This window comes from Sphingomonas colocasiae (genome assembly GCF_019880585.1).
GTDB lineage: Bacteria > Pseudomonadota > Alphaproteobacteria > Sphingomonadales > Sphingomonadaceae > Sphingobium_A > Sphingobium_A colocasiae.
The window spans coordinates 246,246-260,439 of sequence record NZ_JAINVV010000013.1 but is presented as its reverse complement, the minus strand read 5'-3'; the positions used below and the strand labels follow the sequence as shown (position 1 = coordinate 260,439).

The following is a 14,194-nucleotide window of genomic DNA, read 5'->3' as shown; positions in this document are numbered from 1 at the left end:
TGCTCCAGGCGGCCGCTCAGATCGGGAGCGTCACCCGTGCGACCAGCCCGCCCGCCGGATCGTTCCTGAGCGCGGCGTCGCCGCCATGCGCGCGTGCGATCGTGCGCACCGTCGCCAACCCGATCCCTGCCCCGCCGGTGTTGCGGTTGCGCGATGGCTCGAGCCGGTAAAAGGGTTCGAAGACCTGTTCGAGCGCGTCATCGGGAAGGCCCGGGCCGTCATCCGCGATGTCCACCATCACCATCTTCTGATCGGCGACGATCTTCACGCGCGCGCGCTGGCCGTATTTGACCGCGTTCGACAGGAGGTTGCCGAACAGTCGTCGCAGGCCCAGCGAATCCCCATCCATGATGAGGGCCGCGCCGTCCTCGACGACGACGTCATCCCCCATATCGGTCATGTTGTCGGCGATGCTTTCGATGAGCGCGCGCAGGTCGAGCTTCTGGCGCGGCGACGTCTGGCTCATGTCGCGGACGAAGCCGAGCACCGCGGACAGCATGTCCTTCATTTCCCGGATGTCGGCCTCGGCCTTGCGACGCAGATCTTCCGGCGCATTCTCGAGCCGGAAGCTGAGCCGCATCAACGGTGTGCGCAGGTCGTGCGCGATCGCGCCCATCATCGCGGTGCGATCCTCGACATAGCGCCCAAGCCGATTCTGCATCTCGTTGAACGCCAGGCTGGCTGCTTCCACCTCGCGCGGGCCGTGCAGGGTGAGCGCGTGGGGGCGGGGATCCTTGCCCAGCCGTTCGGCGGCTGCGGCGAACGCGCCGATGGGTGCCGCGATGCGCCGGGCGAGGAGCCAGGCGAACGGCGTCACCAGCACGAGCGCCGCCAGCAGCCAGATCAGCAGCCGCAGCTGGAAGGGGTCGAGCCCGCGTGACGAGGTGGCGATGCGCCAACTGCCATCGGCTTGCCGCATGGCGACCGAGAAGCGGCCGATCACCAGATCCCGTCTGGCATCCTCGTGCCATCCCGGCGCGCCACGGTCCTGGGCATAGGGCGCGGGCAGAGGGGGCCTCGGGCCGAGGCGCATCGGCATATGCCACGACATACGTATCGCGTCGGACGCCACCCCGATCTCGCGCGCGAGCGCCGATCGCATGTGCTGGGCGCGTCCGCCGCTCGTGTCGAAATCCACCGTACCAGACCTTGCGACGTCGAGGCGGCCGGTCGGATCCCGGCCCGTGACCAGCGCCGTTCGAATGTCGGCGAGCGTGAAGACCTCGGGCATCGGCCTCGGCATGGCCACCACGACCAGAATGTTGACGAGCTGGACCAGCAGCACGCAGGCCAGCATCGTCAGGAAGATCTGGATGAAAAGGGGCTGGACGAGCCGCCGGATACGGCCGGGAACAAGGCCGGAGATACGGGCGGCGATGGTCACAGTCGCATCACCCTGGGCGTGAACATATAGCCTTCATTGCGCACCGTGCGGATCATCTCCTGATCGGGCATCAGCAATTTCCGCCGCAGGCGGCTGACCTGGACGTCGATCGCGCGGTCGAACGAATCCGAATCCGGGCCGCGCGCAGCCTCCAGAAGCTGTTCGCGGGTCAGCACACGGCGCGGGCGCTCGACAAAGGCGCGCAGCAGCGCGAACTCGCCATCGGACAGGTTGATCAGCACATTGTCCGGATTGGTCAGTTCCCGCGTGATCAGATCCACTTTCCAGCCGGCGAAGCCCAGAAACGATCGATGGGGTTCCTCGGCGCGGGCTCCCGACAGGCGCGACCGGCGCACCACCGCGCGGACATTGGCGAGCAGCTCTCGCGGGCTGCACGGCTTGGCCAGATAATGGTCGGCGCCCATTTCGAGACCGACGATCCGGTCGCTCTCGTCGCCCATCGCGCTCATCACGATGATCGGCGGGTTCCCGGGGCCGCCCATGCGGCGGCAGATCGACAATCCGTCCTCACCCGGCATCATGATGTCGAGGATGATGAGGTCCACCGGATTTTGCGCGAGTTGGCGGTCCATCTCCACCGCGTTCGAGGCGCACAGCACATGATAGCCCCGCGCGCTCAGGCTCTCGGCGACCAGGGTCTGGATATCGCGATCGTCGTCGACGACGAGGACGCAGACCGGCGCCTCGGTCTCCGGCGCGGTGTCAGTCATCAGCAGCGTCACGATCAAGCGTTTCCATACCGGTTCAATAATTCAGCGTCGCGAAATCCGGAACATCGCGCGATGCGTCGGTTCATGGTGTCGGCTGGTCCGGGCGGCCCGGCGGACGCCCGAAGCGCGCCGGGCCGTCGCGCGGATCGGCGGCGCGCGCCTCCTCCATCGAGATTTCGCCGTCACCGTTCGTGTCCACGGCGTCGAAGCGCTTGCCTTGATAGACAAGCAGTTCCTGCAGCGACGTGCCGGTATCGTAATTGCTGTTCGCATTGACGATCATCAGCGCGCCCAGCGGTTCGATGAGGCGGGCAAGGATGCGATCGTCCATGTCGTCGCCCAGTTCGGGCGCGATGACTTCCGGCACGGGGCTGTCGCTGCCGATCAGACGCTGGTCGTCCGCCGCCGCCAGCGATCCCAGCCGCCGCTGCCAGGCCAGGAATTCGTTCATGTCGATGGCACCGTCGCGGTTGCCGTCGATTGTCTCGAAGCGCGTGCGCACGATCGCATCGCGCCGCGCGCCGACGATCGACTGCAATTCCTCCAGCGTCACGAAACCGTCGCGATTGGCGTCGCCGGACCGGAACAGGGCGGTGACGGCCTTGTCGAACGCCTGGCGCTTGATCGGTTTCATCATTCGCGGGCCCTGGCCCATGCCCGGCCGGCCCATGCCGGGCGGCCCGCCGCCGCCGGGGCGCCCACCGCCGGGCGGGGCATTCTGCGCCTGCCCCCCCGCCGTGGCCGCCAGCATTGCCAGGACAGCGATCATCTTGCGCATCAATCATCCCTTATCAGGCCGTTCGAGGAGAGCCTGAGCGATCCGGCGCATCCCGAATGCGTCCATCGGCCGCAAATGTTGCTCGGAAATTTCAGCGGCGCGGCGCGTGCAATGCCGCGATCGCCTCGCATGCGGGCGGTATTGCCGCGATCCGGCCTGCCCCGCGCGGCGCGGGCGGTTGAAACATACTGCAAGAATCTGTCATTCGGCAGAAACCAGCCGTCCGCAGACAGGCGGGGCAAGCACGCAGCAATCCAATGAGGGCATCGATCGGCCGATATCCTCAAAGCTGCGCAGAGTTCGTTTCTAGGCTTCCCTTGGCCTAGCGACGTCGGCCCGCGAAGTTCCGACTTCGCGGGTCGCTTCTTTTGCCGCGTCTCCGGTCGCTCGCCCGTTACCCCGATGCCGGTGATGACGGCATCGCATCGACCAGAATCATCGAATGCGTGATCCCGTGCCGGACCGAGCGGATGCCGGCCGGTGTCGCGCGGCGGATGAGGTGGCCGCGAAATGGACGTGCGCGGCCTGGCTGGCCACGGTTGTCGATACCCGGCCTCCTCGCTAGGACCGGACAAGGTTCGAGTCCGGGGGGATCTTCATGAGCACGACAGCGGAAAATTTCACGCCCGCGACCGACAATCCATTCATTCTCGCGCTCGCGGCGGGCGTCCGCTACAACAATGCCGGCCCGGTGACCTACTATATCGCGCCGAGCGATCACGACAATAATGGCGTGAACGATTGGGATCAGGACGGCGCCGGCGATGGACTGCGGGCAGCCGTCGCCTCATGGGCGAGCGTGATCGATCTCGATTTCACCGAAGTGTTCTCGGCGTCCGAAGCGAATTGGGTGGAGCGTGTCCTCACGCCTTATTCCTTCGGCGCGACCGCCTACCATTATTATCCGAGCTCGTTCGTCGGCGTCTATGGCGGCGGTTATGATCTGCTGCCCAATAGCGATCCGGGGGACAGCCGCGTCGGCGGCGAGTATTTCCGCATCCTGCTGCACGAGCTCGGACATGGCCTGGGGCTTGATCATACCCATGATGGCGGCTCTGGCGACGTCTATTTCCCCGGCGCATCCGGGCCGCAGGATCGCGGTTCCTTCGATCTGAACACCGATGCCTACAGCGTGATGTCCTATGTCGGCGATCATCAGTCGCGCTTCGGCCTCTCCTACTCGGTCGAGTGGGGCTATATCGGCGGGCCGATGGCGTTCGATATCGCGGCGGCGCAGGCGATTTACGGCGCCAACATGGCGACGGGGGCCGGTGACGATATCTACGACCTGCCGGCAACCAACGGCATCGGCACCTATTTCTGGTGCATCTGGGATGCCGGCGGCAACGATACCGTGCGGTATCAGGGGGCGGCCGCAAGCGTGATCGACCTGCGCGCCGCCACCTTGCAGGTGGCGCCCGGCGGCGGCGGCTATTTCTCGCAGGCGACCGGCATCATCGGCGGCTTTTCGATCGCCAACGGCGTCGTGATCGAGAATGCGGTCGGCGGCAGCGGCGACGATCTGATCACCGGCAATCAGGCGGGTAACACGATCGATGGCGGTGACGGCGCCGACACCATCATTGGCGGTGCCGGAGCGGACACGCTGCGCGGTGGCAATGGCGCGGACGTTTTCCTGTTTCAAGGCGCGGGCGATTCGACGCAGGCGGCGCCTGACCGGATCGTCGATTTCACGCCGGGCGTCGATACCATCGATCTGCGTCTGACCGGCGCGACCGGCTTTTCGGTTTCGGCGGAAGGTGGCGCGACCCGCCTGAACGCGACCACGGCGAACGGCGTGCTTTCCATCCTGGTCGATGGCAGTTTCACGCTCGAGCAATTGCTGCCCGGCGCGATCGCGGCGACAGTGGACGGCAATGGCGGTAACCCCGTCGCCGGTACTGCAGGCGCCGATATAGTGTTCGGCATGGCGGGTGCGGACAGCATCCAGGGTGGCGATGGTGGGGATTTCATCGTCGGAGGCGAGGGATCCGACTCGCTCGAAGGCGGTGCGGGCGCCGACACCATCCATGGCGGCAACGGGATGGACGATCTGTTCGATATGAACGGCCACGATTTCATCTCGGGCGGAGACGGTGACGATCTGCTGTTCGGCGAACTCGGCAACGACACGCTGCTGGGCGGCGCGGGTGACGACGGGTTGTTCGGCGGATATGGCGACGACCGCCTCGATCCGGGGTCGGGCAAGGCCACCGTGGACGGCGGTGCCGGCACCGATACGCTCGCCCTGACGGACTGGGCGCCCGATTCCCATGAGGCCTGGCTCGTCCGGACCGATCAATATCATGGCGAGATCCTGCGAAATGGCGTTTCGCTGATCGAGTTCACGTCGATCGAGCGGTTCGATCTGGTCATGGGCAATGGCAATGATTTCTTCGTCGGCACGCTCGAAGGCGACAGCACGGTCCGTGCGGGTGCCGGCAATGATTTGCTTTACGGCATTTTCGGCAAAGACCATTTCATGGGCGAGGCGGGCAACGATACGCTCGACGGCGGCTCGGGGGACGACTGGCTGGAGGGCGGCGACGGCGATGATGTGCTGGTCGGCGGTGCCGGCAATGACAGCATCGATGGCGGCGCCGGCGCCGACCGGGCCGAGTTTACCGATGTCCTCGCGGATTGCGTGATCAGCTTCGACGGTGACGTCTGCGTTGTCGAGACGAAGAACCAGGGTGTCGATCGGCTGGCCAATGTGGAAACCGCGGTCTTCGCGGGCGTCGCCAAGACGATGGCGGAACTGCGCACCCTGGCGGTGGACCGAACCGCGCCGGCTTTGGCGACCATTTCCCCTAGTGATGCGGCCGTCGGCGTGGTGGTCAACGCCAATATCGTCGCACAGTTCGACGAGGCGATCGCACGGGGTGCCGGAACCGTCGTCCTGCGCCGCGACGACGGCACGATGGTCGAGACCTTCGACATCGCGACGAGCGGCCGCATCCTTGTCTCCGGTTCAATGCTGGTTGTCGATCCGACCCAGGAACTCGCCGCCGGGACCCGTTACACGGTCTCGATCGCGGCTGGAGCGATCAGGGATCTTTCGGGCAATGATTATGCCGGCCTGACCGGTTACGACTTCACGACCGAAGCCGCCGTCAGGAGCAGCCGGCTGATCGCGCCGGGCAAGTTCGTCGGTAGCTGGGGCGGCGGCGACAGCGACATATTCGGTACGCGGGCGGGTTTCCAGGAGATCACGATCCTCGACCGGCCGGGGGCGGTGGCGCTGGATGGCTCGTTCAGCGGCGGTGGCGATCTTGTCCGGCTGCACGGCAATGCCGCCGACTATGTGGTCTCGGTTGGCGGGAGCAATGCCATTCTGTCCGATGGGGATACCGAGATTGCCATTCCCGTCGGTACGGTCGGCACCGCATTGCTGTTCGACGACGGGTTGCGGACTCTGGTCTATGCGGACGGCGCCGTGCGTGTGGGTGGCCAGGTGATCGGCTCGGCGCTGAGCCTGCTCTCCGCCGCTGCCGAATCGGGCCCCGCTCCAACCGGCAGCGACCCCAATATGCTGGGGCGCGTCGTGATCGGCGCGGGTGAATCGGTCTCGGTTTCGGGCAATGTCGAGATATTCGGTTCGCGCGGCCAGGAAACGATCGAGATTCTGGGTGGCCGGGCGAATCTCGACGGCTCGTTCAGCGCCGGCGGCGACATCATCATCGTGAACGAAGCCGCGACCAGCTTCACGGCGCGGGTCGCGGGCAGCCTGGCGGTTCTGGTCTCCGACGATATCGAACTGCTCGTTCCTATCGGCATTGTCGGCGCCACCCTGCGCTTCGCCGACGGGGATCGCATCCTGATCTATGACGGTGCCGTGAAGGTCGGCGACCAGGCGATCGGATCCACCCCCATCCACTTGCTCGCCGACGGCTTCGCCTGATCGCATCGTGCGGAGCGGATAGCGACAGCGGGCTGCGCTCACAGCGAAGCGCGGCCCGCTCTTTGCTTGTTTTATCTGGCGCGCCGCCAGGCGTGCGCCTGATCTCAAATCCTCTATTCGGCGGCGTCCTGGCCTTCCTCCTCGGCTCTGGCGGGTTTCGTCTTGCCGCGCGGCTTGCGGGCGGCTTCATCCGCCACGGCCGGGTAGTCGCTGCCGGCCGCACCCGCGACCAGACTGTCGAGCGAGCTGCCGTCGAAGCCGAGTTCCTTCATCAGTCCGTCGATCACCGGGGCCTGCGCGCGATAGCGCAGCGCCGCCGAGACCGCGCTGTTGGCGAGATTGCGGTCGCCGCCCGATCCATCGTCATTGGCGCCGCCCACGCCCGCCGAACCACCCTTGCCGGTCAGCCCGTCGACCTGGACGATCTTGATGCTGTCGATCGCCTCCATCGGCTTCGCCGCCTCGCGCACCACTTCGGGCAGCACCTTCAGCAGCGCCAGCTTGGTCTGGAGCGAGATCTGGTTGGATGACAGCAGGTTCGCCGCTTCGTTCACGGCGCGCTGGCCGGCGGCTTCCACCTCGAAACGGACGCGCGCCGCTTCGGCCCGCAACTTCTCGGCCTCGGCCTCGCCGCGCGCCGCTTCGCGGACCGCTTCGGCCCGGTCGGCGGCGGCCTGCTTCTCGGCATCGGCCTGAACCTTGATGCCGATGGCCTGGCGCTCGGCTTCCTTCGACGCCTCGATCAGCTCGATCTTCTTGGTGCGCTCGGCGATCTCGGATTCGCGCGCGGTCGAGACCTGCTCCTCCGCCGAGACGGCGGCGGCGCGTGCCTTGTCTGCTTCCGCGCGCGCCTGGCTTTCCTCGCGGCTCTTATTCTGCACCGCGATCTGCTGTTCCTGGCGTGCGAGTTCGATTGCCTGCTCCTGTGCGATCCGGGCTTGCTGAACCGCGCGATCCGCCTCGATCTGCGCCGAATCGGTCACCTGCTTGGCGGCGATCCGGGCCTGATCGGCTTCGCGCTGGCGCTCTGCCTGCTGGCTGGCGACGACCGAGATCTGTTCGGCCCGGCGCATCTCGACCTCGCGTTCCTGCTCCAGCCGCGCGAATTCGGTGTCGCGGCCGATCAGGAAGGACTGGCGCTGCGCCTCCAGATTCTTGGTCTCGATCTGCACGCGCGTATCCTGCTCGATGTCGTTGCGCGCCTTTTTGCGCATCTCGATCTGCTCGGTGAGCTTGGTCAGGCCTTCGGCGTCGAAAGCGTTGTTGGCGTTGAAATGCTCGATCGAGGTCTGGTCGAGGCCCGTCAGCGACACCGATTCGAGCTCCAGACCGTTCATCGCGAGGTCGGCGGACGAAACCTGCTGCACCTTCTGCACGAAATCGCTGCGCTGCTCGTGAAGCTGGTTCATCGTCATGCCCGCCGCGACCGAACGCAGGGCATCGACGAACTTGCCTTCGACCAGTTCCTTCAGCGCTTCCGGGTTCATCGTGCGCAGGCCGAGCGTCTGCGCCGCGACCGCGATCGACCCCGCATCGGGGCGGACGCGGACGTAGAATTCGGCCTTCACGTCGATCCGCAGACGGTCGAGCGTGATGAGCGCGTCGGCATTCTTGCGTTCCACCGCCAGCCGGACGGTGTTCATGTTCACCGGCATCGTCTCGTGGAAGACGGGCAGCACCAGCGCGCCGCCGTTCATCACCACCTTCTCGCCACCGAAGCCGGTGCGGACGAACGCGATCTCCTTGGATGCGCGCTTGTAGAGCCGGGCGATGATGATGCCGAGCGTGATCAGCGCGACCAAGCCGATGCCCGCATAGATGAGGACGGGGAGCATGCTGCTGCCGCTTTCGACGATCTCGTTCATGGGGTCAGGGATCCAGTTGTGGGAGGTGGGTACGACCCGCGCTGATCGCGCGGAAAACATGGTCCTCGCGGCGGACGAGGATGATGTCCTCGCCTTCCGCGAAGCTTTGTCCGGCATTGTCGGGCTCGGCCATCACATAATGGGTCTGGCCGTGCTGGTCGAAAACGCGGGCGCGGGCCGGTGAACCCTGTGCCGCGCGACCGGTCACGATCACCGCGCTGCGCCCGACCAGGCTTTCGAGCGAGACCGCGGTGGTCTCGTCATGCGGCAGGATGCGCGCGATCGGGCGGGAAAGCAGGCCCGTCGCCGGCAGCGCCGCGACCGCCGCCGCGATCCCCGCCAGCCATGGCGACAATGTCTCGTCGGTCAGCGACACCGCGAGCTGCTGGAGCGACAGGCCGATCACGCCGAACATGCAGAGGAAGACGACGAGCAGCATCAGCAACGGCAGCCGGCCGACGCCCAGCCAGCCCAGCAGGTCACCGTCCAGATCGGCGTGCGAATCGAGATCGACCGCGCTGCCGCCCAGCCCGATCGCCTCGACGACGCCGATCAGGACCATCAGGACGAGCGCGGACGTGAAAACGACATTGTCGCCTGCAAGCATGAACGCCAACGCCGAAGTCATCACGTCTCCCTGTTCAAGTAAGACTAGAACGGAGCCGAGTGATTCTCAAAACGAAACCCGACCGGCGGACGGCGCGCTCGCGGTTCAGTCGCGCATGCCTTCGGGATCGCGGTATTTGAGTTCCAGGAACTTGCCCTGCGTCGCCAGCGAATCGAGGTCGCCGGCCGCGATGTTGCGCGTCATCTCCGCGATCTCCTCGTCGATCAGCTTCAGCCCCTCGGTCAATTGCTGGTCGGGCGTCTGGCCGTTGGACTGGCGCTCGCGGCGCAGCGTTTCGGGCACGCGCTTATAGCCGTTGACGAGATCGGGCAGATGCTCGGTCAGGATCTTGCGCACTTCCTGCGCGGCGGGTTCGCGCGGATCGAGCGTCTGGAGCTGCGGCCCCAGCGTCTCCAGCCGCAGGCCGATCTGGTCGAGCTGGTTGGCGGCGGGGGCGGGCAGGGCCTTGCGCTGGCTGGACAGCCAGACCTCGGTCTGCGCGGGCAGATATTTGAGGTCGGTGTTGACCAGCGTCTCGGTGCTCGCCTCGGGATATTGCGGATAGATCAGCAGCAGCAGCGCGGCGGCGATGAACAGGCCCAGCGCGACCAGGAAACCGCTGCTGCCGATCGGCCCCACGGCAAGGCCGAAGATCACCGACGCGATCAGGATCGCGCCGCCGGCCATGATGACGCGGCCGATCTTCTTGATGAAGAAGGCGCGCTTGCGCTGACGGGCGCGATGGGCCAGCCGCTGCGCCTGCGGCGACAGGCGGTGGAGCAGCTCGCTGGACCGCTCGATCTGGCGGTCGACATCGGTCATCGGCTTATCCCTCCAGCGCGGACAGCGGCGAACTGGATCCGCCGCCCGACGATGCGGACTGGGCCGCGCCCTCGGCACGGGCGATATAGCCCTTCGACTTCTCGACCTCGTTCGACAGCGTGTTGACCGTCTGCTTCATCGAATCGAGCGCCTTCAGCTTGAACGTGTCGATATTGTCCATCGTGTCGTAGATGTTCTGGAAGGCGCGCTGCAGCGTTTCGAGCGGGATCGTGCTCGCCGCCGCCTGCTCGTGGATCTGCGCCGTCTGGTTCTTCAGCATCTCGCCGGTGCCGTCGATGATCCTGGCGGTGGTCGTGTTGAGCGCGGTGATCTGTTCCAGCACCAGTTTCTGGTTGGTCAGCGCCTGCGCCACGGTCACCGCGGTGCGAAGTGCGCCGACGGTGGTGGTCGATGCGCGGTCGACGCCCTTCACCAGCTCGACATTGTTCTTCTTGACCAGATCGAGCGCCAGATAGCCCTGCACCGTCACCGCCATCTGCGTCAGCAGATCCTGCGTGCGCTGGCGGACGTAGAAAAGCGCGGTTTCCTTGATCGCCTTGGCCTTGGCCGGATCGGTCGATTCCAGCTCCATCGCCTTGGCTTCCAGCTTGGCGTCCATCGTCTTGGAGATATGGATCATCTGTTCGAGCCGGCCCATCGCCGCCCACAGATTCTGCCGCTCCACCGCGATCGCCGCATTGTCCTTCAGCAACTCGTCCTTGCCGTTGGCCAGCTTGACCAGGATCGTCGAGATATGGCTCTGCGCCGATTTGTAGCCGTCGAAATAATTGCGGATCTTCGATCCGAACGGGATGATCCCGAACAGCTTGCGCGGCGCCATCAGGTCGCCCTTGCTGCTGGGATCGAGATCCTCGATCGTGCGGCGCAGTTCGGCCAGGTCGGCGCCGACGCCGGTTTCCTGGTCCATCGCGCGAACCGGCCGGTCGAGGAAGCGGTTGGACTGGCCGGCCGCCTCCATGATCTCCTTGCGGCCCATATTGGTGATCTGATCCACCTTCGCGCCGAATTCGGGGCTGTTCGCGTCCTGCGCGACCAGATCGGCGATGAAGCCGTCCACCTTCTCGTCCAGCTTCGATTTCTTCTCGTCCTCGATCGGAACGAGCCCCGCCGCCTTTTCAGCGGCGATGGGCGCAACGGGCTCGGGTGCGGTCAGCTTCAATTCTTCCGCAACCAAAGTTTCGGTAGCCATTCAAAAACCTCCTGCCCTTGCACCCCCAAGATGGAGGGAAATGCTGTGTTGTTCAAGCATGACGGTGAGCGGGATATCTCGATCGCGGGGCTGCGGGGCTTGCCGTGCCGCTTTGTCAGGGGCCATAGCGCCGCCATGTCCACCGTCCGAATCCTCGTCGATGCCGATGCCTGCCCGGTGAAGGACGAGATCTACCGTGTCGCCTGGCGCCTCGAAGTGCCGGTCACCGTCGTCAGCAACGCGCATCTGCGCGTTCCCGATCACCCGCTGATCGCACGCATCGTCGTGAGCGACGGTTTCGACGCCGCGGACGACTGGATCGCGGAGGCGGCCGATGCCCGCGCGGTGGTGGTCACCGCCGATATATTGCTCGCCGATCGCTGCCTGAAGGCGGGGGCGACGGTGATCGGGCCCAACGGCAAGCCCTTCACCACCGCCTCGATCGGCGGCGCCGTCGCGACGCGCGCGATCATGGCCGATCTGCGCGCCGGCATGGGCGCGAATATCGGCGGTCCGCCGCCTTTTTCGAAGGAGGATCGCTCGCGTTTCCTCCAGGCGCTGGATACCGCGCTGGTGCGACTGAAAAGGGGATAGGGGCTTACCCCTTCCCGCAACGCAGCAAATCGGCTATGGGCCCGCGCTGAAACGCATTCCCAGCATCGGAACAGTCAATGAGCCTCCGCAACGTGGCCATCATCGCGCACGTCGATCATGGCAAGACCACTCTCGTCGATCAGCTTTTCCGCCAGTCCGGCACCTTCCGCGACAATCAGCGCGTCGAAGAGCGGGCGATGGACTCGAACGATCTCGAAAAAGAGCGTGGCATCACGATTCTCGCCAAGTGCACGTCGATCGAATGGGATCATGAGGGCGAGAAGACCCGCATCAACATCGTCGATACGCCCGGCCACGCCGATTTCGGCGGCGAGGTGGAGCGCATTCTCTCGATGGTCGACGGCGTGATCCTGCTGGTCGATTCGTCCGAAGGTGCGATGCCGCAGACCAAGTTCGTCACCGGCAAGGCGCTGGCGCTGGGCCTGCGCCCGATCGTCGTCGTCAACAAGATCGACCGTCCCGACGAGCGGACGCAGGAAGTGCTGGACGAGGTGTTCGACCTGTTCGTCAGCCTGGACGCGACCGACGAGCAGCTCGATTTCCCCGTGCTCTTCGCATCGGGCCGCAACGGCTATGCGAGCGAGGATCCCGCGGCGCGCGAAGGCACGCTGACGCCGCTGTTCAAGAAGATCGTCGAGCATGTGCCCGCGCCCTCGGCCGACCCGGACGGTCCGTTCAAGTTCCTGGTGACCTTGCTCGATCGCGACAATTTCCTTGGCCGCATCCTGACCGGCCTGGTCTTTTCGGGCTCGGTCAAGACCAACATGCCGATCCATGCGCTCGACGCCGAGGGCAAGGTGGTCGAGAGCGGCCGCGCATCGAAGATCATGGCGTTCCGCGGGCTGGAGCGCGTTCCCGTCGACGAGGCGAAGGCGGGCGACATCATCTCGATCGCCGGTCTGACCACCGCGACGGTTGCCAACACCATCGCCGATCCGGCGGTCAGCGAGCCGCTGCAGGCGCAGCCGATCGATCCGCCGACGCTGTCGATGCGCTTCGCGGTCAACGATTCGCCGATGGCGGGCCGCGAGGGCACCAAGGTGACGTCGCGCATGATCCGCGACCGCCTGTTCCGCGAGGCCGAATCGAACGTCGCCATCAAGGTGACCGAAGCCGAGGACAAGGACAGCTTCGAAGTCGCCGGCCGTGGCGAACTCCAGCTCGGCGTGCTGATCGAGACGATGCGCCGCGAAGGCTTCGAGCTGGGCATCAGCCGTCCGCGCGTGCTGTTCCGCGAGGGCGAGACCGGTGGCCGCGAAGAGCCTTATGAAACCGTCGTGATCGACGTGGACGAGGAATATTCGGGCACCGTCGTCGAGAAGATGTCGATCCGCAAGGCGGAGCTGACCGATATGCGCCCCTCGGGCGGCGGCAAGACGCGCATCACCTTCTCCGCCCCCTCGCGCGGCCTGATCGGCTATCATGGCGAATTCCTGTCGGACACGCGCGGCACGGGCATCATGAACCGCCTGTTCGAGAAATACGGACCCTATAAGGGTGCGATCGAGGGCCGCGCCAATGGCGTGCTGATCTCGAACGGCGCGGGCGAGGCCAATGCCTATGCGCTCGGCCCGCTCGAGGAGCGCGGCGTGCTCATGGTCGGCGTGGGCGAAGCGCTGTACGAGGGCATGATCATCGGCGAGAACGCCAAGCCGGAAGACCTTGAGGTCAATCCGATGAAGTCCAAGCAGCTCACCAACTTCCGGGCGAGCGGCAAGGACGACGCGATCCGCCTGACGCCCCCGCGCAAGCTGACGCTGGAACAGGCGATCGCCTATATCGACGAGGACGAGATGGTGGAAGTGACGCCCAAGTCGATCCGCCTGCGCAAGCGCCACCTCGATCCGCACGAGCGCAAGCGCGCCAACCGGGCGAAGCAGGCGGCCTGAGGCACGGGCATCGCGGCCGGTGGGCCGCGATGCCGTCCCGCGCAAGGATCAGTAGCGCCAGCCCTTCGGGTGCGGCGTCACCGATGCGCCCAGGTCGATCATCACCTCGTCGACATAACACCAGCCCCAGGGATCGGGCGGATCGTAGCTTTCCATGACGGGATGACCGCTTTCATGGAAATGCGCGGTTGCATGTTTGCCGGGGGACTGGTCGCAGCAGCCGACATGGCCGCACACGCGGCAGATGCGCAGATGGACCCAGCGGCCGCCCTGCTCGAGGCATTCGGCGCAGCCGTCGGTTCCGGGCGTGACCTCCGCGAAGCGATCGAGATGGCTGCAGCCGCTCATGGGCGGAGCGTCGCAGAATATTCGTTTGTTGGCCATGATTTTCG

Annotated in this window: 11 protein-coding genes; 3 read left to right on the top strand and 8 right to left on the bottom strand. The window is 65.7% G+C overall.

The genetic code is table 11. The features are described from left to right. Positions 1-16: 16 nt before the first annotated feature. The 3 genes from K7G82_RS26500 to K7G82_RS26490 all read right to left on the bottom strand — a co-directional run bounded on the left by K7G82_RS26500 (position 17) and on the right by K7G82_RS26490 (position 2,893). Positions 17-1,384 carry a sensor histidine kinase gene (locus K7G82_RS26500; RefSeq protein WP_222992971.1) on the bottom strand — a complete coding sequence of 456 codons (1,368 nt, stop codon included), beginning with the start codon at positions 1,382-1,384 and terminating at the stop codon, positions 17-19. Next, positions 1,381-2,115 carry a response regulator gene (locus tag K7G82_RS26495; RefSeq protein ID WP_222992970.1) on the bottom strand — a complete coding sequence of 245 codons (735 nt, stop codon included), beginning with the start codon at positions 2,113-2,115 and terminating at the stop codon, positions 1,381-1,383. Before K7G82_RS26495 ends, K7G82_RS26500 begins: the two co-directional genes overlap by 4 nt. Positions 2,116-2,197: 82 nt before the next feature. Next, positions 2,198-2,893: an EF-hand domain-containing protein gene (locus K7G82_RS26490; protein ID WP_222992969.1), complete on the bottom strand. Its 696-nt coding sequence runs from the start codon at positions 2,891-2,893 to the stop codon at positions 2,198-2,200. Positions 2,894-3,491: 598 nt separating this feature from the next. On the opposite strand from K7G82_RS26490, the gene K7G82_RS26485 reads away from it, so the two are divergent. Then, complete coding sequence (locus K7G82_RS26485) at positions 3,492-6,794, top strand: M10 family metallopeptidase C-terminal domain-containing protein (protein ID WP_222992968.1); 3,303 nt, start codon at positions 3,492-3,494, stop codon at positions 6,792-6,794. Between the two features lie 113 nt (positions 6,795-6,907). Here the strand turns inward: K7G82_RS26485 and K7G82_RS26480 are convergent, their stop codons facing one another. The 4 genes from K7G82_RS26480 to K7G82_RS26465 form a co-directional block, all read right to left on the bottom strand. Then, positions 6,908-8,659 carry a flotillin family protein gene (locus K7G82_RS26480; protein ID WP_222992967.1) on the bottom strand — a complete coding sequence of 584 codons (1,752 nt, stop codon included), beginning with the start codon at positions 8,657-8,659 and terminating at the stop codon, positions 6,908-6,910. A 4-nt stretch (positions 8,660-8,663) separates the two neighbouring features. Beyond that, positions 8,664-9,287 carry a YqiJ family protein gene (locus tag K7G82_RS26475; protein WP_222992966.1) on the bottom strand — a complete coding sequence of 208 codons (624 nt, stop codon included), beginning with the start codon at positions 9,285-9,287 and terminating at the stop codon, positions 8,664-8,666. An 84-nt stretch (positions 9,288-9,371) separates the two neighbouring features. Then, positions 9,372-10,088: a hypothetical protein gene (locus K7G82_RS26470; RefSeq protein WP_222992965.1), complete on the bottom strand. Its 717-nt coding sequence runs from the start codon at positions 10,086-10,088 to the stop codon at positions 9,372-9,374. Between the two features lie 4 nt (positions 10,089-10,092). After that, positions 10,093-11,298 carry a toxic anion resistance protein gene (locus tag K7G82_RS26465; RefSeq protein ID WP_222992964.1) on the bottom strand — a complete coding sequence of 402 codons (1,206 nt, stop codon included), beginning with the start codon at positions 11,296-11,298 and terminating at the stop codon, positions 10,093-10,095. Between the two features lie 135 nt (positions 11,299-11,433). Here K7G82_RS26465 and K7G82_RS26460 point away from each other — a divergent pair, with 135 nt between their 5' ends. Continuing rightward, on the top strand, positions 11,434-11,892 hold the full coding sequence (locus tag K7G82_RS26460) for a YaiI/YqxD family protein (RefSeq protein WP_222992963.1): 459 nt from the start codon (positions 11,434-11,436) through the stop codon (positions 11,890-11,892). A gap of 77 nt (positions 11,893-11,969) precedes the next feature. Next, positions 11,970-13,802: a translational GTPase TypA gene (gene typA / locus K7G82_RS26455; protein ID WP_222992962.1), complete on the top strand. Its 1,833-nt coding sequence runs from the start codon at positions 11,970-11,972 to the stop codon at positions 13,800-13,802. 48 nt (positions 13,803-13,850) lie between these two features. On the opposite strand, the gene K7G82_RS26450 is transcribed toward typA, so the two are convergent. After that, a complete protein-coding gene (locus K7G82_RS26450) occupies positions 13,851-14,150 on the bottom strand; it encodes a UBP-type zinc finger domain-containing protein (RefSeq protein ID WP_222992961.1) in 300 nt (99 codons plus the stop codon). Positions 14,151-14,194 lie beyond the last annotated feature (44 nt).

Bases quoted from the DNA above. Each gene is read 5' to 3' on its own strand.
- K7G82_RS26465 (WP_222992964.1), bottom strand. From the start codon at position 11,298: ATGGCTACCGAAACTTTGGTTGCGGAAGAATTGAAGCTGACCGCACCC.
- K7G82_RS26460 (WP_222992963.1), top strand. From the start codon at position 11,434: ATGTCCACCGTCCGAATCCTCGTCGATGCCGATGCCTGCCCGGTGAAG.
- typA (WP_222992962.1), top strand. From the start codon at position 11,970: ATGAGCCTCCGCAACGTGGCCATCATCGCGCACGTCGATCATGGCAAG.
- K7G82_RS26450 (WP_222992961.1), bottom strand. From the start codon at position 14,150: ATGAGCGGCTGCAGCCATCTCGATCGCTTCGCGGAGGTCACGCCCGGA.
- K7G82_RS26475 (WP_222992966.1), bottom strand. From the start codon at position 9,287: ATGACTTCGGCGTTGGCGTTCATGCTTGCAGGCGACAATGTCGTTTTC.
- K7G82_RS26470 (WP_222992965.1), bottom strand. From the start codon at position 10,088: ATGACCGATGTCGACCGCCAGATCGAGCGGTCCAGCGAGCTGCTCCAC.
- K7G82_RS26485 (WP_222992968.1), top strand. From the start codon at position 3,492: ATGAGCACGACAGCGGAAAATTTCACGCCCGCGACCGACAATCCATTC.
- K7G82_RS26490 (WP_222992969.1), bottom strand. From the start codon at position 2,893: ATGCGCAAGATGATCGCTGTCCTGGCAATGCTGGCGGCCACGGCGGGG.
- K7G82_RS26495 (WP_222992970.1), bottom strand. From the start codon at position 2,115: ATGACTGACACCGCGCCGGAGACCGAGGCGCCGGTCTGCGTCCTCGTC.
- K7G82_RS26480 (WP_222992967.1), bottom strand. From the start codon at position 8,659: ATGAACGAGATCGTCGAAAGCGGCAGCAGCATGCTCCCCGTCCTCATC.